21 protein-coding genes and 1 other RNA gene are annotated in these 23,391 nt (G+C 67.2%); 14 read left to right on the top strand and 8 right to left on the bottom strand.

The features are described 5' to 3' along the window. Nucleotides 1–9: 9 nt before the first annotated feature. The 9 genes from NX784_RS20945 to glk all read left to right on the top strand — a co-directional run bounded on the left by NX784_RS20945 (nucleotide 10) and on the right by glk (nucleotide 12,350). Nucleotides 10–816 carry a DMT family transporter gene (locus NX784_RS20945; protein ID WP_258818714.1) on the top strand — a complete coding sequence of 269 codons (807 nt, stop codon included), beginning with the start codon at nucleotides 10–12 and terminating at the stop codon, nucleotides 814–816. Nucleotides 817–896: 80 nt separating this feature from the next. Next, nucleotides 897–1,601: a hypothetical protein gene (locus NX784_RS20950; RefSeq protein WP_258818637.1), complete on the top strand. Its 705-nt coding sequence runs from the start codon at nucleotides 897–899 to the stop codon at nucleotides 1,599–1,601. Nucleotides 1,602–1,670: 69 nt separating this feature from the next. Beyond that, entirely contained in the window at nucleotides 1,671–2,333 is a 663-nt protein-coding gene (locus NX784_RS20955; RefSeq protein ID WP_258818638.1) for a hypothetical protein, read from the top strand. Between the two features lie 126 nt (nucleotides 2,334–2,459). Beyond that, nucleotides 2,460–6,710 carry a DUF3857 domain-containing protein gene (locus tag NX784_RS20960; protein WP_258818639.1) on the top strand — a complete coding sequence of 1,417 codons (4,251 nt, stop codon included), beginning with the start codon at nucleotides 2,460–2,462 and terminating at the stop codon, nucleotides 6,708–6,710. An 18-nt stretch (nucleotides 6,711–6,728) separates the two neighbouring features. Then, nucleotides 6,729–7,100 carry an energy transducer TonB gene (locus NX784_RS20965; RefSeq protein ID WP_258818640.1) on the top strand — a complete coding sequence of 124 codons (372 nt, stop codon included), beginning with the start codon at nucleotides 6,729–6,731 and terminating at the stop codon, nucleotides 7,098–7,100. Nucleotides 7,101–7,296: 196 nt separating this feature from the next. Next, the gene (locus NX784_RS20970; RefSeq protein ID WP_258818641.1) at nucleotides 7,297–8,346 is read left to right on the top strand and encodes a hypothetical protein; all 1,050 of its coding nucleotides are present in this window, start codon (nucleotides 7,297–7,299) and stop codon (nucleotides 8,344–8,346) included. Then, nucleotides 8,331–8,657, top strand: a complete 327-nt coding sequence (locus tag NX784_RS20975) for a YciI family protein (protein WP_258818642.1) — start codon at nucleotides 8,331–8,333, stop codon at nucleotides 8,655–8,657. The genes NX784_RS20970 and NX784_RS20975 overlap by 16 nt, the downstream gene beginning before the upstream one ends. Nucleotides 8,658–8,859: 202 nt before the next feature. After that, nucleotides 8,860–10,488: an alpha-amylase family glycosyl hydrolase gene (locus NX784_RS20980; RefSeq protein ID WP_258818643.1), complete on the top strand. Its 1,629-nt coding sequence runs from the start codon at nucleotides 8,860–8,862 to the stop codon at nucleotides 10,486–10,488. Continuing rightward, nucleotides 10,488–12,350, top strand: a complete 1,863-nt coding sequence (gene glk, locus NX784_RS20985; protein WP_258818644.1) for a glucokinase — start codon at nucleotides 10,488–10,490, stop codon at nucleotides 12,348–12,350. The genes NX784_RS20980 and glk overlap by 1 nt, the downstream gene beginning before the upstream one ends. A gap of 23 nt (nucleotides 12,351–12,373) precedes the next feature. On the opposite strand, the gene NX784_RS20990 is transcribed toward glk, so the two are convergent. Further along, entirely contained in the window at nucleotides 12,374–13,585 is a 1,212-nt protein-coding gene (locus tag NX784_RS20990) for an MFS transporter (RefSeq protein ID WP_258818645.1), read from the bottom strand. A 141-nt stretch (nucleotides 13,586–13,726) separates the two neighbouring features. On the opposite strand from NX784_RS20990, the gene NX784_RS20995 reads away from it, so the two are divergent. Beyond that, a complete protein-coding gene (locus tag NX784_RS20995) occupies nucleotides 13,727–14,455 on the top strand; it encodes an AraC family transcriptional regulator (protein WP_370662959.1) in 729 nt (242 codons plus the stop codon). A gap of 142 nt (nucleotides 14,456–14,597) precedes the next feature. Here NX784_RS20995 and NX784_RS21000 read toward each other — a convergent pair whose 3' ends face one another. From NX784_RS21000 to groES, 5 genes are all read right to left on the bottom strand, one after another. Beyond that, nucleotides 14,598–15,047, bottom strand: a complete 450-nt coding sequence (locus NX784_RS21000) for a hypothetical protein (protein WP_258818647.1) — start codon at nucleotides 15,045–15,047, stop codon at nucleotides 14,598–14,600. Between the two features lie 94 nt (nucleotides 15,048–15,141). Further along, complete coding sequence (locus NX784_RS21005) at nucleotides 15,142–15,564, bottom strand: hypothetical protein (protein WP_258818648.1); 423 nt, start codon at nucleotides 15,562–15,564, stop codon at nucleotides 15,142–15,144. Nucleotides 15,565–15,642: 78 nt separating this feature from the next. Beyond that, nucleotides 15,643–17,631: a M13 family metallopeptidase gene (locus NX784_RS21010; protein WP_258818649.1), complete on the bottom strand. Its 1,989-nt coding sequence runs from the start codon at nucleotides 17,629–17,631 to the stop codon at nucleotides 15,643–15,645. Between the two features lie 121 nt (nucleotides 17,632–17,752). After that, on the bottom strand, nucleotides 17,753–19,399 hold the full coding sequence (groL, locus tag NX784_RS21015) for a chaperonin GroEL (RefSeq protein ID WP_258818650.1): 1,647 nt from the start codon (nucleotides 19,397–19,399) through the stop codon (nucleotides 17,753–17,755). Between the two features lie 36 nt (nucleotides 19,400–19,435). Next, nucleotides 19,436–19,726 (bottom strand): co-chaperone GroES, encoded by a 291-nt coding sequence (gene groES / locus NX784_RS21020; protein WP_258818651.1) that lies wholly within the window; start codon nucleotides 19,724–19,726, stop codon nucleotides 19,436–19,438. A 383-nt stretch (nucleotides 19,727–20,109) separates the two neighbouring features. Here groES and NX784_RS21025 point away from each other — a divergent pair, with 383 nt between their 5' ends. From NX784_RS21025 to NX784_RS21040, 4 genes are all read left to right on the top strand, one after another. Further along, nucleotides 20,110–20,337 (top strand): DUF4403 family protein, encoded by a 228-nt coding sequence (locus tag NX784_RS21025; protein ID WP_258818652.1) that lies wholly within the window; start codon nucleotides 20,110–20,112, stop codon nucleotides 20,335–20,337. Next, the gene (locus NX784_RS21030; RefSeq protein ID WP_166858751.1) at nucleotides 20,334–20,639 is read left to right on the top strand and encodes a cell division protein ZapA; all 306 of its coding nucleotides are present in this window, start codon (nucleotides 20,334–20,336) and stop codon (nucleotides 20,637–20,639) included. The genes NX784_RS21025 and NX784_RS21030 overlap by 4 nt, the downstream gene beginning before the upstream one ends. A 50-nt stretch (nucleotides 20,640–20,689) precedes the next feature. Further along, a non-coding RNA gene (gene ssrS / locus NX784_RS21035) (6S RNA) lies at nucleotides 20,690–20,870 on the top strand. Between the two features lie 63 nt (nucleotides 20,871–20,933). Beyond that, a complete protein-coding gene (locus NX784_RS21040; RefSeq protein WP_258818653.1) occupies nucleotides 20,934–21,395 on the top strand; it encodes an EVE domain-containing protein in 462 nt (153 codons plus the stop codon). Between the two features lie 117 nt (nucleotides 21,396–21,512). Here the strand turns inward: NX784_RS21040 and lgt are convergent, their stop codons facing one another. Further along, nucleotides 21,513–22,328 (bottom strand): prolipoprotein diacylglyceryl transferase, encoded by an 816-nt coding sequence (gene lgt, locus NX784_RS21045; RefSeq protein WP_258818654.1) that lies wholly within the window; start codon nucleotides 22,326–22,328, stop codon nucleotides 21,513–21,515. 1 nt (nucleotide 22,329) lies between these two features. Further along, entirely contained in the window at nucleotides 22,330–23,286 is a 957-nt protein-coding gene (locus NX784_RS21050) for a LysR family transcriptional regulator (RefSeq protein WP_258818655.1), read from the bottom strand. Nucleotides 23,287–23,391: the final 105 nt, after the last annotated feature.

A 23,391-nucleotide genomic window follows, 5' to 3' on the forward strand; every position in this document is an offset into this window, starting at 1 on the left:
GCGCTCGCGATGGCGGCGTTCGCCGCGAACTCGCTGCTGTGTCGAGCCGCCCTGCGCGACGCGCACATCGACCCCGCCACGTTCGGCGCCGTGCGCGTGACGTCCGGCGCGCTCGTGCTGGCGCTCGCGATGCGCGTGCGTGCGCGGCCTACGGCCGTCGCGGACTGGCGCGCCGCCGCCATGCTGTTCGCCTACGTGGCCGCCTTCTCGTTCGCCTACCTCACGCTGCCCGCCGGTACGGGCGCATTGATCCTGTTCGGCGCCGTCCAGCTGACGATGTTCGCCGTGGGCCTCGCGCGCGGCGAACGGTTCTCACCGCGCGGCTGGGCGGGTCTCGCGCTCGCGGTGGCCGGCTTCGTCGTGCTGGTGCTGCCTGGTGTCGCGGCACCGCCGGCGGCCGGCGCCGCGCTGATGGCCGTCGCGGGCATCGCGTGGGGCGCGTACTCGCTGCGCGGGCGCGGCGTGCCCGATCCGCTCGCGGCCACGGCGTCCAATTTTCTGCGGGCGATGCCGCTGGCGTTGGCGTTGGGTCTCGCGTTCGTCGGGCGCGCCCATGCGGACGTTGCCGGCGTCCTGCTGGCCATCGCGTCGGGTGCGCTCACGTCGGGGCTCGGCTACGTGATCTGGTATGCGGCGCTGCGCGGACTGTCGGCGCTGCAGGCGGCCAGCGTGCAGCTGTCCGTGCCCGTGATCGCCGCGTGCGCCGGCACGCTGTGGCTGGACGAGGCGTTCACGGCGCGGCTGCTGGCGGCCGTCGTCGCGATCCTGGGCGGGATCGCGCTCGTGTTGACGGACCGCGCGCGCAAGCGGGGATAGGTGGTCGTGACATTTCGTGATTTTTTCGCGCCGGCAAGCTGTTATGCTGGGTCGCGTTTTCATCACGGAAGCGACGAGCCATGACGATTCGCATTTCGCGTAGCACTGCAACGTCCGCCGGCGCGCTGGCGCTGCTGCTGGGTGGTGGCGGGACGCCGGCCCTGGCCGATCCGGGCGAGCTGCGGCCGCCCGCGCACGTCACCTGCATCCACGTGCCGGCCGTCCTGTCGGGCATCGAAACGAAGGGACTGTTCAAAGTCGAGTCGGAAACGCGCCTCGAGCGCGGCCCGTATATCGCCGAAGGCGAGGACGCGGAAGGCACGTATTACCGCGCGCCGCCGGGTGGCGTCTATCAGGGGCCGCCGAAAGACAAGCCGGCCAAAGGCGCGTGGCAGCTCGATCGCGATGGCGGCATTTTTGTCGCCCGCGATCCGTCGGCACCGCCGCAACTGTATTCGTACGTCATCGAGAACGGCACCTCCGCCGCAACCCTCGTCCCTCCGGCGGCGGCCGACTGCACCAACACGACATATGTCCGCGATCCCAACACCAAGGCCGTGCGTGTCGCGGCATATGCCGGCGAGGGTGTGGCACGGGCCGACGCGAAGCGAGTGGGCTTGGCGGGCGGCAGCGTGATCGGTTACGCCCTCAACGAATTGATCGAGGGGCGCAACAACGGCAGGATCGTGAAGCTGCCGCAGTCGAAGAATGCCGAGTTCAATGCCAGGCTCGGCGAGTTCGCGCGTCATGCGGTGCCGATCAAGGCCGAGGGTGCGCAGGACTGAGATTCATCGAGACGGGCAAAGAATTGGGGCGCAATGCGCGCCACAGGTGCCGCTGCGGTAGCGACCGAGATGAGGCAGCAGAACTTTTCTATGGAGATGTCGATGGGAATCCGGACGTTATCGATGGCTGCAGTCTGCCTGGCTACGCTGTGCGGCTGCGTGTCCCTCGCCCAGAATATCAACGGCAGGAATGCGGCAAATCACGAGGCGGCAGCGCGCGTCGCCGCGCACAACGGCGACTGGCAGACGGCGCGCCTGCAATATGCCCAGGCTTTGACAAACGCGCGCCTCGCGCATGCGGGCGCCGACGAGGAGGGCCGGTTGAGTTATGAATACGGCCGGGTGCTTGGCATTACCTGCAGCTATGGGTTGGCCGAACAGATGCTGCAGGCGTCCCTGCAGTTCGCACGCCAGTCGGGTGGTCCGGCGTATTTGCCCCAGCTCGAATTGGCGTTAATGGCCGAGAAGCAGGGGCCGCAACAGGCAGTCAAGTATTACCGTGAACTGGAGCCTCAACTGGACGATACGCAGTTTTCGGCTCGACATCCCCGCGGCGTGGCCGATGTGCGCAGACGTTACGCATCCGTCCTCGCTGCAAGCGGAGATGAAGCGGGGGCGACGGCGCAACGAGCAAAGGCATCTGCGCTGGAGGCAACGAACCCCGGGTCGAGCGAAGAGGGGCCTGTCACGCCGTATGGCAGTGCTTGTGTGGCGAGCGGGACATCGAACTGAAGAAGCAGACAGGCACGGCAGCACTGCAAGCGAAAGAAGAAGGGGTAGCCGATGCAAGATAAAGCAGAGATCGAAATATCATACAAATAAAGCTTCCCGCCCGCGGGGCAACGGAAGTGTCTGGTCATGAAATACAAATATTCACAACATCGTCCGATTCAAGGGAACACCGTCCGGGGTTCCGTCTGCGCCCTGTTTGCGCTGCTGCTGGCCCAGGCGGCGCCGGCCTTTGCCGCCGCACCCGCGCCGCGCGTGGTCCAGGTGGCCGACAAGCATTTCGTGCGCGGTGGACCGCTGCCCACGTGGGCGCAACCTCTGGCCGAGATCGCACCGACCACGCGCCGCGATCCGCTGGTGTTCCGCCTGCGCGAGGCGCAGAGCCTGGTCGGGCCGGCGCCGGCCACGCTGGTCAATCAGGCCTTGCAGGTCAACGACGCCTCGGCACTGGCGACGATCGGCCAATACAGCATCACCTACCACGCGGACTACCAGAAGCTGACCTTGCACCGCATCGCCATCGTGCGCGACGGGCGCGTGCTGGACCGTATGCACAGTGCAAACATCCGTACGCTGCAGCAGGAAGCGCAGGTGCGCAACGGTGTCTACGAGGGCGCCAGCACGCTGCAACTGCTGCTGGACGACGTGCGCGTCGGCGACACGCTGTGGATCACCTACACCACCGAGGGCACGAACCCGGTGTTCGGCAAGCGCTGGTCGGACGAGTTTTCCTGGGATCTGCAAGTGCCGGTGGAACTGCGCCGCCTGACCGTCCTGCATCCGCGCAAGCAGCCGCTGCACTGGCGTCAGCTGGGCGACTTCAGCCGCGAGACCGTCGTGCCGGCCATCGACCAGGTCGGCGACCTGGAGCGCATCCGCTTCGAGGGACGCGCCCTCGATGCCGTGGAGTTCGAGCCCTCCACGCCGCCCGACTACCTGGCCCTGCGCATGCTGCAGATGAGCGAGTACGACACCTGGCAGGACGTCGCTGCCTGGGCCGCCGCGCTGTTCCCGCCGGCGGCGCCGACGCCGGCGCTGCGCGACGTGGCGAAGCGCTTCGCGGCCGAGACCGACCCCGCCGCGCGCGCCGCCGCCGCGCTGCATTGGGTACAGGACGAGATCCGCTATTTCAGCGTGTCGATCGGCGAGAATTCGCACCGTCCGCAGCCGCCCGAGGTGGTGCTGCGGCGCCGCTACGGCGACTGCAAGGACAAGGCTTACTTGCTGGTGAGCCTGCTCGGCCAGCTCGGCATCCATGCCCGTCCGCTGTTGGTCAATGCCACCCTGCCGTCGGTGCCGGCGCGCGTCACGCCGGCGCCGACGTGGTTCGACCATGTCATCGTCGGCATCGATTTGGGCGGCAAGACCGTCTACGTCGACCCGACCCGCACCGGCCAGAAAGGCCCGCTCGACACGCTGGCGCCGGTGATGCCGGGCGCGCCCGCGCTGCCGGTCGACGCGGCGGCCACCGCGCTCGTCACGCTGCCCGAGCGCGACGACGGCCGTCCGATGTTCGAGCACGTCGACCGCATCGTCATCGACGCCTTCGACGGCGACGCCACGCTCGAGAGCCGCGACATCTACCGGGGCGAATACGCCGACAGAGCGCGGCAGCGCACCCCGTCGATGAGTTCCAAGGAATTGCTGCGCGAGGCGCTGGCGCCTTACGAAAAGACTTATCCCGGCTTGAAGGTCGTCGACGGTCCGCACGCCTCCGACAAGGCCGACCAGGGCCTCTACGAGATCGTCTCGACGTTCAAGCTGCCCAAGCCCGTCGATCAAAGCGAGGAACGTTACAGCCTGCCGTACACCACCCAGATCATGGACGGCACGCTCGGCATCCCGAACAACCTCACGCGCAACTTCCCCTTCGCCTACCCGCGCGGGAAGTACGCGGGACGCTACCGCCTGCGCATCGTGTGGCCGCGCGACGTACGCCATGCCGGCGAGATCGCCGCCAAGACGATCGACGACGACTTCCTGCACCTGCAGGAGGAATACGCCTTCCGCGGCAACTACCTCGACTACGTGCTCGACTATCGCCTGAAGAGCGACCGCATCGCCGCCGCCGATCTGCCCCGGCTGCAAAAGGACACCAAGCAGTTGAATCCTTTCGTCGAGGCCTCGTTCCGCGTCGCGCGCGGCGCCGTTGCCAAAGGCGTGTCGGGGCTGTCATTGCGCGACATCGAAGTGGCGCGCACCCAGCAGGACGCGATCGCATGGGGCCGCGAACTGGAGACGCGCAAGGCCCCCAAGCTGAGCGACGAGGAGCAGTGCGACATGCTGCACGACGCCGACGTGATGCGCGCCATCGACTTCCCGAAGAGTGTGCGCGGTGCCGACGGCCTCCTTGACGCGATGGTGCGCGAGAGCTTGCCGGGCACCGCCGCCTGCGTCGCCAACGCGTTGTTCGCGCGCGGCGATTTCGAGGGCGCGATCACCGCCTTCGAGCACGCCAAACCGGGCGACGCCGACGCGGCGCGCGCGACGCTCGCGTGGGCGCGGCTGCATGCGCGCGACCCCAAGCGCGCGGCGGCCGACATGCTGCGTTTCGTCCAGGCGGTCAGCGCTTCCGGCGCGCTGACCGCGTTCGACCTTGCCGACGCGGCGGCCCTGCTCAAGCGCAGCGGCGCAGCGCTGCCGCCGGCGCTGGCGGCGCGCGCGCGTGAACTGCCGGACGGGCCCTGGCCGCGGCCCTTGCTGGCCCTGCAGGCCGGTACGCTCACACCGGAAGCGTTGCTGGCCCAGGCCCAAGCGCTGCCCGGCGATGCGGGCGCGCTCGCGCTGGACGACGCCTGGCTGTTCATCGGCGAACAGCGTCTGGCCGGCGGCGACCGGCGCGGCGCGCGCGTCGCTTTCGAGCACGTGCGGGCGCATGCGCCGATCAACACACGCGTGCACGTGCGCGCGCTGGCCGAGCTGGCGACGTACGCATCGGAAGATCCGGATACCCGCGGCGCGGCGGGCCTGGCGGAACGGAGCGACATGAAGGGCGCGGTCGTGGCCTGGACCCGCGCGGCGCAGCGCGGCGACGCCGAGGCCCAGTACCGCCTCGGCCTGGCCTATCACTTCGCGGACGGTGTGCCCAAAGACCAGGCGGCGGCATCGCATTGGTTCGAGCTGGCTGCGCGCCAGCACCATGCCGGCGCCAGCAACATGCGCGGCTTGTATTTCGACAACGGCATGGGCGGTCAGCCGCAGGACCTCGCGGCGGCCAACGACTGGTACCTGCGCGGCGCCGAACTCGGCGACGATACCGCCGCCCTGAACGTCGGCCGCGACTACGCGAGAGGACACGGCCTCGCGCGCGACCCTGAACTCGGCACGCGCTACCTGATCCGGGCTGCCGAGACCAACAACCTGGAAGCCCAGGCGCTCCTGGTCTGGCGCTTCGCCGAGGGCAGAGGCGTGCCGCGCGACGACGTGGCCGCCGCTTACTGGGCCGAGCGCGCGGCCACGCGCGGGAGCGCCGACGCACGCGTCGACCTTGGCCGCTTCCTGTGGGACGGGCGCGGTGTCGACAAGAATCCCGAGCTCGGCACGCGCATGATCCGCGAAGCCGCGGACCTCGGCAGCGTCAAGGCCTGGTACTTCATGGGCGAAGCGTACCTGTTCGGACGCGGCATGGCGAGCGACCCCAAGGCCGCTTTTTCCTGGATCGAGAAGGCGGCGCGAGCCGGCCACCCGTTCGCCAGATACCAGCTCGGCTTGGCCTACCTGCTGGGACGGGGCGTGACGCGCGATCCCGAGCAGGCCGTGACCTGGCTCGAGCGCGCGGCGGACGACCGCGTGACCGACGCCGACGTCGTGCTGGGCGAAATCTACACGCGCGGCGACCCGCGTCCGGTCGATCTGGCACGGGCCGCCGGCTACTATCGCGCTGCGGCCGAGGGCGGCCATCGCGAAGGCGAATGGCGCTATGCCGGCATTCTGCGCGACGGCAAGGGCGTGCCGGCCGATCCGGTGCAGGCCGCGCGCTGGATGCGCAAGGCGGCTGACGCCCAGGTCGGCTATGCGCAGACCGAACTGGCCCGCATGTACCAGGCAGGCATCGGCGTCGAACGCGACGACGCCGAAGCCCGGCGCAGCTACCGCAATGCGGCGCGCGGCGGCGACTGCGAAGCGATGGATGGCCTGGCCGCGATCTACGACAGCGGCCAGGGCGTGCCGCGCAACCCGCGCATGGCCCAGGTGTTCTACGCCCTGGCCGCGCGCGACGCCGCGGCCACGCGTTGCGCCGGTGCCGCCGACAAGGTGAAGAAGATGGGGGCACGCCTGGATGCCGCCATGCTGGCCAGTGCCGAGGCGACGGCGGCGGCGTGGAAGGTCGGCGAGCCGCTGCCGGACGAAGTGGAGGAAGGTCGCGGCAAGGTGAACTGATTACGGAAGGACTACCCTATGATTTGTTCGATCCGCGCGTTAACGGCAACCTTTGGCTTGCTGGTGTCGGCAGGGATGGCACAGGCACAGACACGAATCGAAACGACGTCGTTGGTGCCTCCCCAGCAGGTGCCCGCGTCAGTTTGTGTCAAACCGGCTTATCCGATCGATGCACTCAGGGCGGAGGCCGCGGGTGTCGTGACGATGCGATTTTTGATCGGGGCCGACGGCGCTGTACAGGAAACAAGATTGGTGAAGTCGAGCGGTCACGCGAGCCTGGACCACGCAGCCATCGATGCGCTGTCGAAGTGCCGTTTCAAACCCGCGGCAGTCGACGGCAAACTTGTCGAACATTGGCAGGAAGTTAAATATACCTGGTCGCTCGACTAAACGAGCGCTCGGGGATCGCGTGTGTGCTGCTCGCCGTGGATGCGAAGAATGAGCGGCATGCGCCGACGCCTTTCGCTTTGCTGCTCGACGTGCTTTGGCTGCCATGTCCTGCCAATGTTGACCTAGCGCCGCACTGATCGGAAAACTACTACACTGCCAGGATATTCCGGTTTCACCACCCACAGCGGGAGCCGCAATGGATATCCAACCGAAGGCGCGTACGAGCGTGTGGCAACGAGCCGCACCGGCACTGTTGATGATGATCCTGGCACCTACGTTCACCGAGCTGCTGCTCGGCGGAACGCGCTTGTCGACGTTGATCGCGTTCCCGCCCGTGCTGCTGATGGAGATCTTGGTCTGGGGCGGCGGTGCCGTCCTGCTGCGCGGCCTGGCCCGCAAGCTGAAGCTCGGTTGGAGCAGCCTGCTGATGTTCGCACTCGCGCTGGCCGTCGCCGAGGAATTCGTGATCCAGCAGACGAGCCTCGCGCCGCTCGTCATCCAGCTCAAGGGCGTGGAGTGGGGCCGTGCCGGCGGCATCAATTACGTCTACGCGCTCTGGGCACTCGCCTACGAAGCGGCGTGGGTCGTGCTGTTCCCCACGCTGGTCGCTGAACTGGTCTTCCCGGACCGGCGCGACGGGACGTGGGTCAGCACGCCGATGACTGTCGTCCTCGCGATCCTGTTCGTGCTGGGCGCGATCATGGCGTGGTTCGCGTGGACACACATCGCCCGGGTCAAGACCTTCCATCTGCCGTTGTACAACCCCACCCGCGTCGAGCTGGTGGCCGCCGTCGCGGTCATCGTGGGCTTGATCGCCTGGGGCATCAAATTCCCGCCGACGTTCGGCAGCGCCTGGCGTCCGACCAGCCCGGTGGTCGTCGCAGGGCTCGGCGGCCTGTGGGGCGTCTTGTGGTTCCTGCTCGCGGTGCTGGCCTTCGGCATTGCCCCGCACCTTTCCGCGCCCGCCGTGTTCGCGGCGGGCGCCGTCGTGTTGCTCATCGTCGTGCTGGTGCTGCCGCGCTGGACGCTTGACGCCGCATGGACGCAGCGTCATTCGTACTTCTTGTTCGCCGGTGCCCTGACGGGCGCGATGCTGATCAGCTTCCTCGGCTTCCGCGGCGCGGCGCGCGAGGACATCGTGTTCAAGCTGGTGACGAACGCGATCGCATTGCTGCTGATGTTTTTCCTCGTTCGTAAAAAGACCGCAGTCCCGCACACACAGGAGGAAACATGCCCAAATTCGTGACGATCGGTTATGGCGACCGCGCCGGTTACGACCGGACCAGTCCCGAGGTCCGCAACGCGGCCCACGCCAACGATGCGGAGCTGAAGCGGCGCGGCGCCTTGATCGGCATCGCGGGCGCACCCGTCCAGGTCCGTAATCCGGAAGCCCGCGGTGTCGAGACGGAGAACGCGCCGTTCATGTCGGCACCGCTGCCGGTTGCCGGATTCGCGATCATCGAAGCGGCCGACATGGCGGAGGCGATCCGGCTCGTGTCGACTTCGCCTTGTGCGGTCGCGCATGGCACGATCGAAGTCTGGCCATTGCAGGAGTGATGCTCGTGCGCGCCGTTCGATCGGCGCGACAGATTCACACTCGATGATGTAGTTTGACTACTGATCGGAATGATGGCCTTAGGGTGAAAATATTGTAAGTATTTGATTAGAATGAATATTTAAATAAAGAGCGCATTTTTGAGCAGATTGTCATGGCGTGTCGCATCCTGTATATTGCGTAAAAATTACCAAAGGGACACCCATGACCATTCCATCGCACGACAAGAATCCGTGGTGGCGCGAAGCCATCATCTACCAGGTCTATCCGCGCAGCTACCTCGATACGAATGGCGATGGCGTGGGTGACCTTCCCGGCATCACCGCCAAGCTGGATTACATCGCCAGCCTGGGCGTGGACATCGTCTGGCTGTCGCCGTTCTTCAAGTCGCCGATGAAGGACTTCGGCTACGACATCGCGGACTACTGCGACGTCGACCCGCTGTTCGGCACCCTCGCCGATTTCGACGCGCTCGTCGCGCGCGCGCACGCGCTGGGGCTGAAGATCATGATCGACCAGGTGATGGCGCACACCGCGGAGACCCACCCGTGGTTCGTCGAAAGCCGCTCCAGCCGCGACAACCCGAAGGCCGACTGGTACGTGTGGTCCGATCCGCTCCCGGACGGCAACCCGCCCAACAACTGGCTGTCCGTGTTCGGCGGCTCGGCGTGGCAGTGGGACAGCCGCCGCAAGCAGTACTACATGCACAACTTCCTCGTCAGCCAGCCGCAGGTCAACTTCCACAATCCGCAGGTGCAGCAGGCGCACCTCGATTCGCTGCGCTTCTGGCTCGAACGCGGCGTCGACGGCGTGCGCATGGACGCCTGCAACTTCCACTTCCACGACCGTACGCTGCAGAGCAACCCGCCTGCGCTCGTGCGCGACACGTCGACCGTCACGGACGTGAACCCGTACGGCATGCAGGCCCACATCCACGACAAGACCCAGCCCGAGAACATCGCGTTCCTGCAAAAGCTGCGCAAGCTGCTGGACGAATACGGCGCCGTCGCCATCGGCGAAGTGGGCGCGGACGATTCGCTCGCGGTCATGGCCGACTACACGTCGGGCGGCGACAAGCTGCACATGGCCTACAGCTTCAACCTGCTGACGCCGCAGTTCTCCAGCCGTCACATCCGCCGCCAGGTCGAGGAATTCAATGCACGCGTGAAGGATGGCTGGGCGTCGTGGTCGGTCGGTAACCACGATTCGATCCGCGTCGCGACGCGCTGGTCCGCCGGCGCATTTACACCGGCATTGTCCAAGCTCGTGCTGGCGCTGCAGCTGTCGTTGAAAGGCACGCCGTGCCTGTACCAGGGCGACGAGCTGGCGCTGCCGGAAGCGGACGTCCCGTACGAACTCCTGCAGGACCCGTACGGCATCACGTTCTGGCCGGAGTTCAAGGGCCGCGACGGCTGCCGCACGCCGATGCCGTGGACGAGCGAGGCGCCGCACGCCGGCTTCACCACCGGCACGCCGTGGCTGCCCGTGCCGCCCGAGCACGTGGCGCTGGCCGAGGCAGGACAGGACAAGGACCCGCATTCGACGTTGAACTTCGCGCGCACCATCATCCACTGGCGCCGCACGCAACCGGCGCTCACGCGCGGCGACATCGTGTTCTTCGACGTGCCGGAACAGGCGCTGGCGCTGCGCCGCGACGCCGACGGCGCCCCGTCCGTACTGGCCGTATTCAACGTGACCAATGCGGAGCTGACGTTCGACTGGCCGCAGGCGGCCGGCGCGACGAAGCTGGAAGGCCACGGCCTGCGAGGCGACGTGAACGGCACGACCGTCACACTGCCGCCATACGGCGGCTGGTTCGGTACAATCGCATAATGGAAGAACAACCCGACAACACCCGCACCGCCTTCGCGGACGGTGCGCGCCTGCTGGCCGACATCGGTGCCACGCACGCGCGCTTCGCGCTGCAGACGGCGCCCGGCACCTACCGCTCCGTGCGCGTGCTGAAGTGCGACGATTTCTCGGGCATCGTCCCGATGCTGCGCTTCTACCTCGACGAACACGCGGACGCGCGTCTGCACCACGGCGCGCTGGCGCTCGCGAACCCCGTTGACGGCGACTACGTCCGGATGACGAACCGGCCATGGGAATTTTCGACGGACGCCGTGCGGCGCGAGCTCGGTCTCGACACGCTGTTGATCGTCAACGACTTCACGGCACTGGCGATGGCGATCCCGGGCCTGAAAGAATCGGACCTGATGCAGGTGGGACCCGGCAAACCCGTGCCGGGCGCCGTCCTGGGCGTGCTGGGGCCGGGCACGGGCCTGGGCGTGTCGGGTGGCATTCCGACCGTCGACGGCTTCGTCACGCTCGGCAGCGAAGGCGGCCACGTGAACTTCGCGCCCAGCGACGAGCGCGAGTTCGCGATCCTGCAGACGGCGTGGCGCGAATGGAGCCACGTGTCGAACGAGCGCCTGATCTCCGGCCCCGGCATGGAGATCATCTTTCGCGCGCTCGCCAAACGCAACGGCGTCGATACACCGCCGCGCACGTCCGCCGAGATCATCACGGGCGCGCTCGAGGGCAACGACCCGCTGTGCCTCGAAGTGCTGGAATGCTTCTGCGGCATGCTGGGCGGCGCGGCGGCGAACCTCGCGGTGACGCTGGGCGCGTTCGGCGGCATCTTCATCGGCGGCGGTATCGTGCCGCGTCTCGGTGAGTGGTTCAAGACGTCGCCGTTCCGCACACGCTTCGAAGCGAAGGGCCGTTTTTCCAGCTACCTGTCCGACATCCCGACGTACGTGATCTCGACGCCGCACGTGGCGTTCGACGGCGTCGCGAACATCCTGTCCGAGCACCTGCGCGGCCGCAGCGGCGGCAACACGCTGATGGACCGCATCCACAAGCTGCGCCCGGAACTGACACCGGCCGAGCAGCGCGTGGCCGCGCTCGTGCTGGAGCAGCCGCGCCTCGTGCTGAACGAACCGATCGCCGGCATCGCGAAGCTCGCGGACGTGAGCCAGCCGACCGTGATTCGCTTCTGCCGCTCGCTCGGCTTCCTCGGCCTCGCCGACTTCAAGCTGAAGTTCGCGAGCAGCCTCACGGGCTCCATCCCCGTGCGCCACAGCCAGGTGCGCGGCAGCGACAGCACGCACGACCTGTCGGCGAAGGTCATCGACAACACGATCTCCGCGATCCTGCAATTCCGCGACCAGCTGGACGTGCGCGCCATCGACCGTGCGATCGAACTGGTGAGCCGCGCGAAGCGCGTGGAGTTCTATGCGATGGGGAATTCGCGCGTGGTGGCGCTGGACGGCCAGCACAAGTTCTTCCGCTTCCGCATCCCGACGGCGCTGTACGGCGACTCGCACCTGTTCAAGCTGGCGGCCGAGCTGCTGGGGCCGGGCGACGTCGTCGTCGCGATCTCGAACTCGGGCCGCCTGCCGGACTTGCTGTCGGCCGTGGATGCGGCGCGCGCGGCCGGCGCCGACGTCATCGCCATCTGCAACAGCCAGTCGCCGCTGGCGCGCCGCGCGGACGTGCTGCTCGCCGTCGATCACGCGGAGGACAGCACGCACTTCCTCGCGATGATCTCGCGGATTTTGCAGCTGCTCCTCATCGACATCATGGCGGTCGGCATCTCGGTCGACGTGCATCATGCGCGGGCGTTGCCGCCGGCGGCGGTCGAAGGCGAGGGGGAAGGGCGGCGCGCCCTGATCTCTCACCTGGATTCGTAGGGTGGACGGCTCTGCCGTCCACCCTACGTTTCGATCCGTGGCAAGAGCGCCGCAAGAATCCCCAACAACGGCAGAAACGCCGCAATCCGATACACCGTCTCGATCCCCGCCACATCGGCAATCTGCCCCATGGCCGCGGCGCCGATGCCGCTGAAGCCGAACATCAGGCCAAAGAAGATCCCCGCGACCATGCCGACCTTGCCCGGCACGAGCTCCTGCGCGAACACGACGATCGCGGAAAACGCGGACGACATCACGAGTCCGATCACCACCGACAGCGCGCCGGTCCAGAACAGATCCGCATACGGCAGCGCCAAGGTGAACGGCGCGGCGCCGAGGATCGACACCCAGATCACGCGCTTGCGGCCGATGCGGTCGCCGATCGGGCCACCCGCGAACGTGCCCGCGGCGACGGCCGCGAGGAACGCGAACAGGTACAGCTGCGCCGTGCCGACGGGGACCTGGAATTTCTCGATCAGGAAGAACGTGTAATAGCTCGACAAGGTCGACATGTAGACGTATTTCGAGAACACCAGCAGCGCCAGCACGACGAGCGCACGCATGACCGTTGCACGCGGCAGCGCGGGACCGGCGTGCGCGGCGGCGCGGCGCGTGGACGTCTGCAGGTGGCCGGCATACCAGCGCGCCACGCCCACGAGCACCGCTACGGCCGCGAGGATGAACAGCATGAACCAGGCGATGCGGCCCTGGCCGCGCCCGACGATGATGGCGGCGGCGAGCAGCGGGCCGAACGCCGATCCGAGGTTGCCGCCGACCTGGAACAGCGACTGCGCGAAGCCGAAGCGGCCGCCCGATGCGAGCCGCGCCACGCGCGACGCTTCCGGGTGGAAGGTCGACGAACCGACGCCGATCATGGCGGCGGCCAGCAGCAGCATGCCGAAGTTGCCGGCGACGGACAGCAGGCCGACGCCGGCCAAGGTCACGCACATCCCGGCCGGCAGCAGGAACGGCAGGGGGCGCTTGTCGGTGTAAAGGCCGATCCACGGCTGCAGCAGCGACGCGGTGCACTGGAACGTCAGCGTGATCAGGCCGACCTGCGTGAAGCTGAGCGAAAACTGGTCTTTCAACAGCGGATAGATCGACGGCAGGACGGCTTGCACGCAATCGTTCAGCAGGTGCACGAAGGCGACGGAAAACAGGATCTGGAGCACGGTCCCGGGCGCGGCGCTGGCCGGCCCATTTGCCGCGACGACGGGCGAGCTTGGCGTGGTCATGGTGGCTTTCTCGATGAATGGCAGGCCAGTGTAATATGTGCAATTCGAACGCATATTCCATCTTTCGTCGCCCAGGTGACACTCACGCCATCGCCCCGCTACCGCCAGCATTTTCGCCAACTGCCGCGCAGCGTGACGGCCATGCCGTCCATCGTGCCGCACGGCGAACTGGTCGAAGCCCACAGCCACCCGTGGGTGCAACTGCTGTACGCGAGCGAGGGCGTGATGCGCGTGCGCACGGAGCTGGGCGTGTGGATCATCCCGCCGCGCCGCGCCCTGCTGATCGCGCCCGGTGTCGTACACGAGCTGACGATGCTCAGCCGCGTCAACATGCGGGCGCTGTACATCGAGGCGGATGCGGCGCCCGGCCTCGTCGACGGCTGTCGCGTACTGGAAGTGAGTCCGCTGCTGCGCGAGCTGATCGTGGCCTTGTCGCTGGAACCCGTCGACTATCCGCCCGGCGGACGCGGCGAGGCGCTGGCGCGGCTGATCCTGTCGGAGCTGGCGGCAATGGAGACGGTGCCCATCGCCGTGCCGTGGCCGCGCGACCGTCGCCTGCTGGCCCTGTGCGAGGACATCATGGCGGACCCCGGCAACCTGCGCCGGCTCGACGACTACGCGCTCGACGCGGGCGCCAGCGCGCGCACCTTGATCCGGCTATTCCCCCGCGAGACGGGGTTGCACTACCGCCAGTGGGTCCAGCAGGTGCACCTGGCGCATGCGTTCGAGATGCTGGCTCGCGGCGAGAGCGTGGGCAACGTCGCGCAGGCGTTGGGCTATGCCAGCCCGAGTGCGTTCACGAGCATGTTCCGCAAGCTGCTGGGCAAGACGCCGCAGCACTATCTGGCCGAGTGGCGCGCGCAGCGCTGAGTGAAAAGAGGGCGGAGGCGCCGCCGACCGGGGGAGGAGTGACGCCACCGATCAAGGGAATGAGGCGAATGAGCGATGGCGCAGCACGGTCAGCGGCATCGTCCACGATAGGCGCGTTGGAAGGCCGCTGGTTTGTCTTCGGTCAACCGGATTTCAGTTCGACATTGCGGATGTTGCGCCGCCATTCGGCCAGCGATTGCACGGTGTCGCTGTCGAGGTCTTCGACGAGAATCTCGTCGCCCTCGTGCGCCACGAGGAAGCTGGCGCGGCGGTGTACGTTCTGCTTGCGGTCTTCCACGAAGCTCAGCTGGTAGTAGGCCTTGCCGCCGATGACGCGCGGGTTCGGATCGTCCTCGATGACGGCGCCGTGGGCCGCGCCGTGCGAGTGCTTTTCGATCTGTTCCGACCACGTCTTCAGCTCCGGCAGCGCCATCAGGGTGGCGATGGCCTGCTCGCGCGTGCGCGCGGGCGCGGCCGGTGCCTGGACGGCGGCAGGCTTCGGCGGCGGCGCCGGTTTCTCGCCCTTGCAGGCGGCGAGCGCGCCCAGGGCGAACAGAGTGGCGCTCAGCAGGCGGATCGGACGTGCGGACATGGCGGCTCGATGGGGAGAAAGAACCAGTCTAAACCAACTGGTGTCACCCGGCAACTCAGCAGTTGCCGCCGCCGCCCGATCGAACCGCGGTCCTTCAGCCCTTGAGCTGCAACCCGTGCTCGTCGCACCAGCGCTGCAGCGCCGTGCGCGTCTCCTCGGTGCGGAAGCGCTGCCACGCCTCGGCGGCGCCACGCTCTGCCAGCAGGCGGTCGAAGCCGTCCGTGTCCTGGGCGCGCATGAGGTCGTGTACGGTGGCCTGGTCGCCTGCCATGTGCGCGGCCGCGAAGCGCAGCACGAGCGGGTCGCCGATGCCGAGCGTGCTCGCGGGCGGCACGGCAACGTACGCGGCATCGCCACTGTCCGCGTCGGACGGAAGCGGCGCTTCCTCGTCCATGTAGTCGTCGTTGAGCACGTGAATCATGCCCGTCGCGCGCGCGACGAGGGCGCGGGCGCGGCCCTCGCCGTCGTCGACGACCATTGCCGCGTGTTCAAGCTCGTCCAGGTTGACTGCTGCCATGGTGCCTCCGCTTCCGTTCGATGCCGCCAGTATGCAGCGCTTGCGCGCGCGGGCTCGCACGCTTGGAGACGGCCGCCGCTACCAGATCCGCACGCGGTCGGCCGGCTTCAGGTACAGCCGATCGGTCGGTTCGACGTCGAATGCGGGATAGAAATCGTCGAGATTGCGCACGGTCCACACGCGCTGCGGCGCCGGCGCGTGCGGGTTCGTGAGCAGGCGCCGGCGCAGGTCGGCGTCGCGGTAGCGCAGGCGCCAGATCTGCGCCCAGCCGAGGAAGAAGCGCTGGTCGCCCGTCAGCCCGTCGATCACGGGCGCCGGCTTGCCGCCCAGCGCCGCGTGATAGGCGTCGTACGCGACGGCGAGGCCGCCCAGGTCGGCGATGTTCTCGCCCAGCGTCAGCCTGCCGTTCACGTGCACGCCGGGCAGCGGCGCGTACTGGTCGAACTGCGCCGCGAGCGCGCCCGTGCGCGCCTCGAACGCGGCCCGGTCGCGCGCCGACCACCACGTGGCGAGGCGTCCCCGCTCGTCGTAGCGCGCGCCCTGGTCGTCGAAATGGTGCGTCATCTCGTGCGCGATCGACGCGCCGATGCCGCCGTAGTTGACGGCCGGGTCGGCGTCGGCGTCGAAGAACGGCGGCTGCAGGATCGCGGCGGGGAAGACGATGGCCACCTTCGGGTAGTTCGCGAAGGCGTCCACCGTCATCGGCGTCGCGCTCCACTCGCAGCGGTACACGGCCCGCCCGACCTTGGCCGCGTCCCAGTCGTGGTGGAAGGCCGCGGCCCGCGTGGCGTTGCCGAACGCGTCGCCGTCGCGCAGCGCGAGCTTGCCGTAGTCGTGCCAGCGGTCCGGATAGCCCACCTGCGCGCGGAACGACGCCAGCTTGCGCCGCGCCCGCGCCTTCGTCTCCGGCGTCATCCAGTCCAACGCGTCGATGCGGCGCCCGAACGCGGCCACGAGGTTGTCGACGAGCGCCTGCGCCGCCGCGCGCGTCGCGGGCGAAAAATGGCGCGCGACATAGACCCGGCTGACGTCGTCGGGCACGGCGTCGAGCACGAAGCCGACGGCCTGGCGCCAGCGCGGCTCCGGCGTGTCGATGCCGTCGATCGTGTGGCCGTAGAACGCGAAGTCCGCATCGCGCACGGCCGTCGGCAGCACGGCGGCGTAGCGGTGCAGCAGGCGCACGGCGAGCATGGCGCGCAATGTCTCCACCGGTTCCGTGTCGACGAGCGCGAGGATCGCCGCCACCGCGCCGGGCTGGCGCACGACGGCGCGCCGCGTGTCGTAGCCGAGCGCGCGTACCAGTGCCGGCAAGCCGGGGCCCGCGCGGTCGAGCGGAAGGGGATTGTAGGTGCGCTGCGCGTCGCGGCTCGCGTCCGTCGGCCAGCTGGCCTGCGCGATCCGCGTCTCGAACGCGAGCAGGCGGTCGGCGGCGCCCGCGTCGTCGATGCCGGCCAGCGCGAGCACGGCCGCGAGATAGCGCCGGTACGCGGCGCGCGCGTCGCGCATGGTGGCCGTGTCGGCCAGGTAGTAGTCGCGGTCGGGCATGCCGAGGCCTGCTTGCGACACGATCAGCGCATAGTGATCCGGGTCGCCGTCGTCCGGTTCCACCGTGAAGTCCAGGGGCAGCGCGACGCCAAGCTTGCCCAGTTCCGCAGCGGTCGCGACATAGTCTGCGCGCGTGCCCACGGCGTGCACGCGCGCGAGCAACGGTGCGACGGGCGTCATGCCGCGCCGTTCGATGGCGGCCGTGTCGAGGAAGGCGCGCCAGGCCGTGCCCATCCTGCTGGTGGCGTCGTGCGCCGCGTCCTCGAGGATCGCGCGGACCTGCTCGCGGCTGCGGTCGTCGAGCGCGCCGATCGTACCGACCGTCGACCGGTCCGCCGGAATCGGCGTGCGCCGCGCCCACCCGCCGTTGGCGTAGGCGAAGAAGTCGTCGCCAGGGCGGACGCCACGGTCCATGCCGGCCACGTCGAAGCCCGACCTGCCTTCCTGCGCTGCGCCGGCAGTCGCCGGCAGCATCAGCACACCCCACAGCGCGGCCCGTGCCGCCCGGCGCCATCCTCGCATCCCGCATCCTTTCGTTCGCGTTCGATAGGGGACGATTCTAAATAAAAAAGCCCGCGGGGCGCGAACCCCGCAGGCTTTTTCGTGAACGGTGCCGGCGCGATGCCGGCAGCCTGTCCGGCTATTACATCATGCCGTCCATGCCCATGCCGCCCATGCCGCCCATACCGCCCATGCCGCCGGCAGCCGGCTTGTCTTCGGCGACTTCCGAGACCATGCAGTCGGTGGTCAGCATCAGGCCGGCGATCGACGCTGCGTTCTGCAGTGCCGAGCGGGTGACCTTGGCCGGATCCAGCACGCCCATTTCGACCATGTCGCCATAGGTGCCGTTCGACGCGTTGTAGCCGTAGTTGCCCTGACCGCCGATGACGGCAGCGACGACGACCGACGGCTCTTCGCCGGCGTTCTGGACGATCATGCGCAGCGGCTCTTCCATGGCGCGCAGGACGATCTTGATGCCGGCTTCCTGGTCCGGGTTGTCGCCTTTGACTTGCAGTGCGGCGCGGGCACGCAGCAGGGCCACGCCGCCGCCCGGGACGATGCCTTCTTCGACGGCAGCGCGGGTAGCGTGCAGCGCGTCTTCCACGCGTGCTTTCTTCTCTTTCATTTCGACTTCGGTCGCGGCACCGACGCGGATCACGGCAACGCCGCCGGCCAGCTTGGCCACGCGTTCCTGCAGCTTCTCGCGGTCGTAGTCCGAGGTCGCTTCTTCGATCTGGACGCGGACCATCTTGACGCGAGCTTCGATCGATTCAGCGGCACCGGCGCCATCGATGATGATGGTGTTTTCCTTGCCCACTTCGACGCGCTTGGCCTGGCCCAGTTCGTTCAGCGTGACCTTTTCCAGCGTGAGGCCGACTTCTTCGGCGATCACCTGGCCACCGGTCAGGATGGCGATGTCTTCCAGCATGGCCTTGCGACGGTCGCCGAAGCCCGGTGCCTTGACGGCGACGGTCTTCAGGATGCCGCGGATGTTGTTGACGACCAGGGTCGCCAGCGCTTCGCCTTCGATGTCTTCGGCGACGATCACCAGCGGACGGCCGGCCTTGGCGACTTGCTCCAGCACCGGCAGCAGGTCACGGATGTTGGAGATCTTCTTGTCGCACAGCAGGATGAACGGGTTCTCGTGAACGGCGACCTGCTTGTCCGGGTTGTTGATGAAGTACGGCGACAGGTAGCCGCGGTCGAACTGCATGCCTTCCACGATGTCCAGCTCGTCGTTCAGCGACTTGCCGTCTTCGACGGTGATGACGCCTTCCTTGCCGACTTTTTCCATCGCCTCGGCGATGCGCTCGCCGACGGACGAATCCGAGTTGGCCGAGATGGTACCGACCTGGGCGATCTCTTTCGAGGTCGTCGTCGGCTTGGCGATCTTCTTCAGTTCTTCGACGGTGGCGGCGACGGCCTTGTCGATGCCGCGCTTCAGGTCCATCGGGTTCATGCCGGCGGCAACGAACTTCATGCCTTCGCGGACGATGGCTTGTGCCAGCACGGTCGCGGTGGTGGTGCCGTCACCGGCGTTGTCGCTGGTCTTCGAAGCGACTTCCTTGACCATCTGCGCGCCCATGTTCATGAGCTTGTCTTTCAGTTCGATCTCTTTGGCCACCGAGACACCGTCCTTGGTGACGGTCGGGGCGCCGAACGAACGTTCCAGCACGACGTTGCGGCCTTTCGGACCCAGGGTGACTTTGACTGCGTTGGCCAGGATGTTCACACCCTCGACCATCTTGGCGCGTGCGACGTCGCCGAAAATTACATCTTTAGCTGCCATATTTGATTCTCCAGATTCAGGAAGTTGTTTGGACGATTACAGGGCCACGACGGCCATGATGTCTTCTTCGCGCATGACCAGCAGCTCTTCGCCGTTGACCTTGACGGATTGGCCCGAGTACTTGCCGAACAGGACGCGGTCGCCGACTTTCACTTCCAGCGGGCGGACGTTGCCGTTCTCTTGCACTTTGCCGTTGCCGACGGCCAGCACTTCACCTTGGTCCGGCTTCTCGGCCGCCGCATCGGGGATGATCAGGCCGGACGCAGTCTTGGTTTCCTGGTCGAGACGCTTCACGATCACGCGATCGTGCAATGGGCGAAGGTTCATGCATAACTCCTTGTAGTTGGTTTGACAGGCTATCCAGTAACCGCGCCGGGCCATCGTCGGGATCGGCCCGCCGCGGTGTAGAAAGGTTTGTTAGCACTCTCTACTAACGAGTGCTAATTATAGGGACGATAATGTGGCATTTCAAGCCACTGGGTTCGTGTTTTAACGGACTTTTTTGCGGCTTCGCAAGCGGGAGGGCGGTCCGGGGGCAATGCGCAGACGCGCCGCGACGTGAATTCGCGGCGGTTGGTGAATACACAATCCGACGAGCGTAGCACCGATTCGGTCGGAAAGGGCGCACGATCGGCCGGACTGGTCGGCCGCGGCGCGCACGCGCACGCGCGCCTGTTGACGAAAAATTCAACTCGATCCTATAGTTATGGATGATTTCCGAATTCCAAGACCTATCAGACAAGATCGACCGGCTCGCCCAGTTGACCCAGGCACTGCGCAGCGAGAACTATCTGCTGCGCCAGGCAAACGCCTTGCTCAGCGCGGAAAACGTCGACTTCAAGAACCGCCTGCTCGCGGCCCAGCAGCGTGTCGAGGGCCTGCTGGCCCATTTCGAACCCGCTCCCGAAACCTCCGACGACACGGAAGCCGCGCAATGATCCAGCTCGACGTGAACATCATGGGCCAGCCGTATCGCCTGGCCTGCCGCGACGGCGAAGAAAAGACGCTGCGCGAGGCCGTGGCCTACCTCGATGGCAAAATGTGCGCGCTGCGCGACTCCGGCAAGGTCAAGGGCACGGACCGCATCGCCGTCATGGCGGCGCTGTCGGTGGCGGCCGAATTCCTGTCCGTGAAGGCGCCGCAAGGCCCGCTGTCGGAGATGACGATCCTCGAAGTCAAGCAAAAACTCGAGGCGATGCACACGGTGTTGGATGCCGCACTCTCGGACGGCGAACACTGAATCCAGGCCGAAAAGGGTTTGACATGCCCGCCTATCGTAGTAAACTGCGGTCTACCCTGCGGTGTTCGAGATTTGCCATATATTCCTTGAACCATTCTTTCGCATAGGTTGTGGAACATGTTTGGTGGGCGCGATCGTCGCTAGTCCGACGAACCCGAAACTGAACTGACCGCGACCACCTTGAGCCGTCAGGTTCGGGATGCCGGCAAAAACGGCACAGGCGGGGATAAACACACGAGCGGTTGCGGACCATGAGGTCGCAACCGCTTTTTTTTATTCGAAGGAGTGCCGCGCATGCGCTACTGGCTGATGAAATCCGAACCCGATGAAGTGAGCTTCGCCGACGTGTTGAAAGCGCCGGGCAAGACGGTCGCCTGGTTCGGCGTGCGCAACTACCAGGCCCGCAATTTCATGCGCGACCAGATGCAGGTCGGCGACGGCGTGCTGTTCTATCACTCCAGCTGCGCCGTGCCCGGCGTGGCGGGCATCGCGCGCGTGGCCAGCGGCCCGTATCCGGATGCGTCGCAGTTCGATCCAGCCAGCCATTACTTCGATCCGAAGGCCACGCGCGAGCAGCCGCGCTGGATTTCCGTCGACGTGACGGCGGTGGAGGAAGGGCGTTATCTGCCGTTGTCCGACATGCGCGGCGTGCCGGAACTGGAAGACATGGTGCTGCTGCAGAAGGGGAGCCGGTTGTCCATTTCGCCGGTGACGCCGGGGCAGTGGAATAAAGTGCGGGAGCTAATGGGTTTGTAGGGTGGATGGCTTGCCGTCCACGCGTTCAACGAATCTCGGCACAGACGCGGCTTATTTGATGGCGCCTATCACCGCGTGGACGGCGGAGCCGTCCACCCTACGCGAAGCGCGACCGCGTTACGCGTGCACCGCGCGCTTGTTAGCATCCGAGTAGGCCCACCCCAGCATGATGATGCCCGCCACGATCATGGGCAGCGACAGCACCTGCCCCGACGTGATCGGCAACCCCATCACATGCGTCTCCCAATCGGGCACGCGGAAATACTCCGTGAAGAAGCGCGCGCAGCCATACAGCAGCGTGTACAGCGCACCCACCGCGAGGCGCGGGCGCGGCTTGCGCGCGAACAGCCACATGATCACGAACACGAGGATGCCGTCGACCAGCATCTGGTACAGCGGCGACGGATGGCGCAGGCCCTCGACGCCCGGCCAGCCGTCCATCGCCCATGGCAGGCTCGCGTCGGCGAGGCGGCCCGGCAGCTCCGCGTTGATGAAATTCCCCAGGCGCCCGCACGCGTAGCCGATGGGGACCATCGGCGCGATGAAGTCATACACGTCCAGCAGGTTGCGGCCGCGCTTGCGCGCCCACAGCGCCATCGCGATCAGCACGCCCAGGAAGCCGCCGTGATACGACATGCCGCCGTGCCAGGTCATGAAGATTTCGGCCGGATGCGAGAAATAGTAGGCGGGCTGGTAGAACAGCACTTCGCCGAGGCGGCCGCCGATCACCACGCCCAGCATCCCGTAGAACAGCATGTCGTCGAGGTCGGTGTAGGTCCAGCCTTGCGCCTGCACGTGGGCCTGCGTCTTGATGCGCGCGCGGCCCAGCAGGATGAACAGGGCGAAGGCCAACACGTACATGATCCCGTACCAGTGGATGTCGACGGGGCCGATGCTGAAGGCAATCGGGTTCGGTCGCGGGTGATGAAGCATATTAAATTGTCCTCAGTAGTTCCAAAAAGCCCTTGAGCACCGGCGAAGCATTATCGCGGCGCCATGCGATGCCGGTTTCGACCAATGGGGTCGCGTCGGCGAGGGCACGGTATTCTACGCCCGGGCGCATCAGGTTCGACACGGATTGTGGCACAAGTGCCAAGCCCATGCCCGCGGAGACGAGGCTGACGATGGTCTGCATCTGGATCGCCTGCTGGCCGATCGCGGGCGTGATGCCGGCCGCGCGGAAGCACGACAGGATGGCGTCGTGCAGCGCGGGCGAGATCTCGCGCGGGAAGATGATCAACGGTAGCGGCGGCAAATCCTGCAGCCGCACGGGCGCGCCCGGGTGGAGGCCGCCGGACGTCGCGGCAGCGGCGGCGCGGCGCGAGGTCGTCGCGCGCGCGCGCGCGGGCGCCAGCGCGAGGCCCGCGGGCGCGCACAGGATCAGCGGCTCGTCCAGGACCTTCATGTAGTCGAGCGCCGCGCGCGCGCGTTCGGGCAGCGGCGGAATCAACAAACCTGCATCGATACGGCCGCGCAGCAGCTCGTCCACCTGCACGTCCGACGTCGCTTCCTGCAGCGACAGTTGCACGCCCGGATAGCGTTCGCTGTAGCGGCGCAGGAAAGGCGGCAGCACGCTGTAGTCGGCCGACGTGATGAACGCGAGCGCCAGCCGTCCCGTCTCGCCGCTCGCGGCGCGCCGCGCCAGGTCCGGCAGCAGCGCGGCTTCAAGCAGGATGCGGCGGGCTTCGGGGAGCAGGGCGCTGCCGGCCGGCGTCAGCGCGACCGTGCGGCGGTTGCGCAGGAACAGCGCGGTGCCGAGGCCATCTTCCAGCGCGGCGATCGCCTGCGACAGTGGCGGTTGCGTCATGTGCAGGCGCGCGGCGGCGCGGCCGAAGTGCAATTCCTCGGCCACGGTGACGAAGTAGCGCAGCTGGCGCAATTCGAGGTTCATCGCGTTGTTCTTCCTATGAGTGGCATGGCTGTGATTCGCGCAGCATATCAGAAGCACGCGTGACGGCCCATTTGACGCGGACCGGCCCGCGCGGCATGCTGGAAA

The organism is Massilia pinisoli, from assembly GCF_024753285.1.
GTDB lineage: Bacteria > Pseudomonadota > Gammaproteobacteria > Burkholderiales > Burkholderiaceae_D > Telluria > Telluria pinisoli.

What these genes read in the sequence shown, in the direction of transcription:
- NX784_RS20995 (WP_370662959.1), top strand. Translation starts at nt 13,727, where the DNA reads ATGCCGTCCATCGTGCCGCACGGCGAACTGGTCGAAGCCCACAGCCAC.
- NX784_RS20955 (WP_258818638.1), top strand. Translation starts at nt 1,671, where the DNA reads ATGAGGCAGCAGAACTTTTCTATGGAGATGTCGATGGGAATCCGGACG.
- NX784_RS20975 (WP_258818642.1), top strand. Translation starts at nt 8,331, where the DNA reads ATGCCCAAATTCGTGACGATCGGTTATGGCGACCGCGCCGGTTACGAC.
- NX784_RS21040 (WP_258818653.1), top strand. Translation starts at nt 20,934, where the DNA reads ATGCGCTACTGGCTGATGAAATCCGAACCCGATGAAGTGAGCTTCGCC.
- glk (WP_258818644.1), top strand. Translation starts at nt 10,488, where the DNA reads ATGGAAGAACAACCCGACAACACCCGCACCGCCTTCGCGGACGGTGCG.
- lgt (WP_258818654.1), bottom strand. Translation starts at nt 22,328, where the DNA reads ATGCTTCATCACCCGCGACCGAACCCGATTGCCTTCAGCATCGGCCCC.
- NX784_RS21030 (WP_166858751.1), top strand. Translation starts at nt 20,334, where the DNA reads ATGATCCAGCTCGACGTGAACATCATGGGCCAGCCGTATCGCCTGGCC.
- NX784_RS20965 (WP_258818640.1), top strand. Translation starts at nt 6,729, where the DNA reads ATGATTTGTTCGATCCGCGCGTTAACGGCAACCTTTGGCTTGCTGGTG.
- NX784_RS20980 (WP_258818643.1), top strand. Translation starts at nt 8,860, where the DNA reads ATGACCATTCCATCGCACGACAAGAATCCGTGGTGGCGCGAAGCCATC.
- NX784_RS20990 (WP_258818645.1), bottom strand. Translation starts at nt 13,585, where the DNA reads ATGACCACGCCAAGCTCGCCCGTCGTCGCGGCAAATGGGCCGGCCAGC.
- NX784_RS21025 (WP_258818652.1), top strand. Translation starts at nt 20,110, where the DNA reads ATGATTTCCGAATTCCAAGACCTATCAGACAAGATCGACCGGCTCGCC.
- NX784_RS21000 (WP_258818647.1), bottom strand. Translation starts at nt 15,047, where the DNA reads ATGTCCGCACGTCCGATCCGCCTGCTGAGCGCCACTCTGTTCGCCCTG.
- NX784_RS21010 (WP_258818649.1), bottom strand. Translation starts at nt 17,631, where the DNA reads ATGCGAGGATGGCGCCGGGCGGCACGGGCCGCGCTGTGGGGTGTGCTG.
- NX784_RS20945 (WP_258818714.1), top strand. Translation starts at nt 10, where the DNA reads ATGGCGGCGTTCGCCGCGAACTCGCTGCTGTGTCGAGCCGCCCTGCGC.
- NX784_RS20960 (WP_258818639.1), top strand. Translation starts at nt 2,460, where the DNA reads ATGAAATACAAATATTCACAACATCGTCCGATTCAAGGGAACACCGTC.
- NX784_RS21005 (WP_258818648.1), bottom strand. Translation starts at nt 15,564, where the DNA reads ATGGCAGCAGTCAACCTGGACGAGCTTGAACACGCGGCAATGGTCGTC.
- NX784_RS20970 (WP_258818641.1), top strand. Translation starts at nt 7,297, where the DNA reads ATGGATATCCAACCGAAGGCGCGTACGAGCGTGTGGCAACGAGCCGCA.
- groES (WP_258818651.1), bottom strand. Translation starts at nt 19,726, where the DNA reads ATGAACCTTCGCCCATTGCACGATCGCGTGATCGTGAAGCGTCTCGAC.
- NX784_RS20950 (WP_258818637.1), top strand. Translation starts at nt 897, where the DNA reads ATGACGATTCGCATTTCGCGTAGCACTGCAACGTCCGCCGGCGCGCTG.
- NX784_RS21050 (WP_258818655.1), bottom strand. Translation starts at nt 23,286, where the DNA reads ATGAACCTCGAATTGCGCCAGCTGCGCTACTTCGTCACCGTGGCCGAG.
- groL (WP_258818650.1), bottom strand. Translation starts at nt 19,399, where the DNA reads ATGGCAGCTAAAGATGTAATTTTCGGCGACGTCGCACGCGCCAAGATG.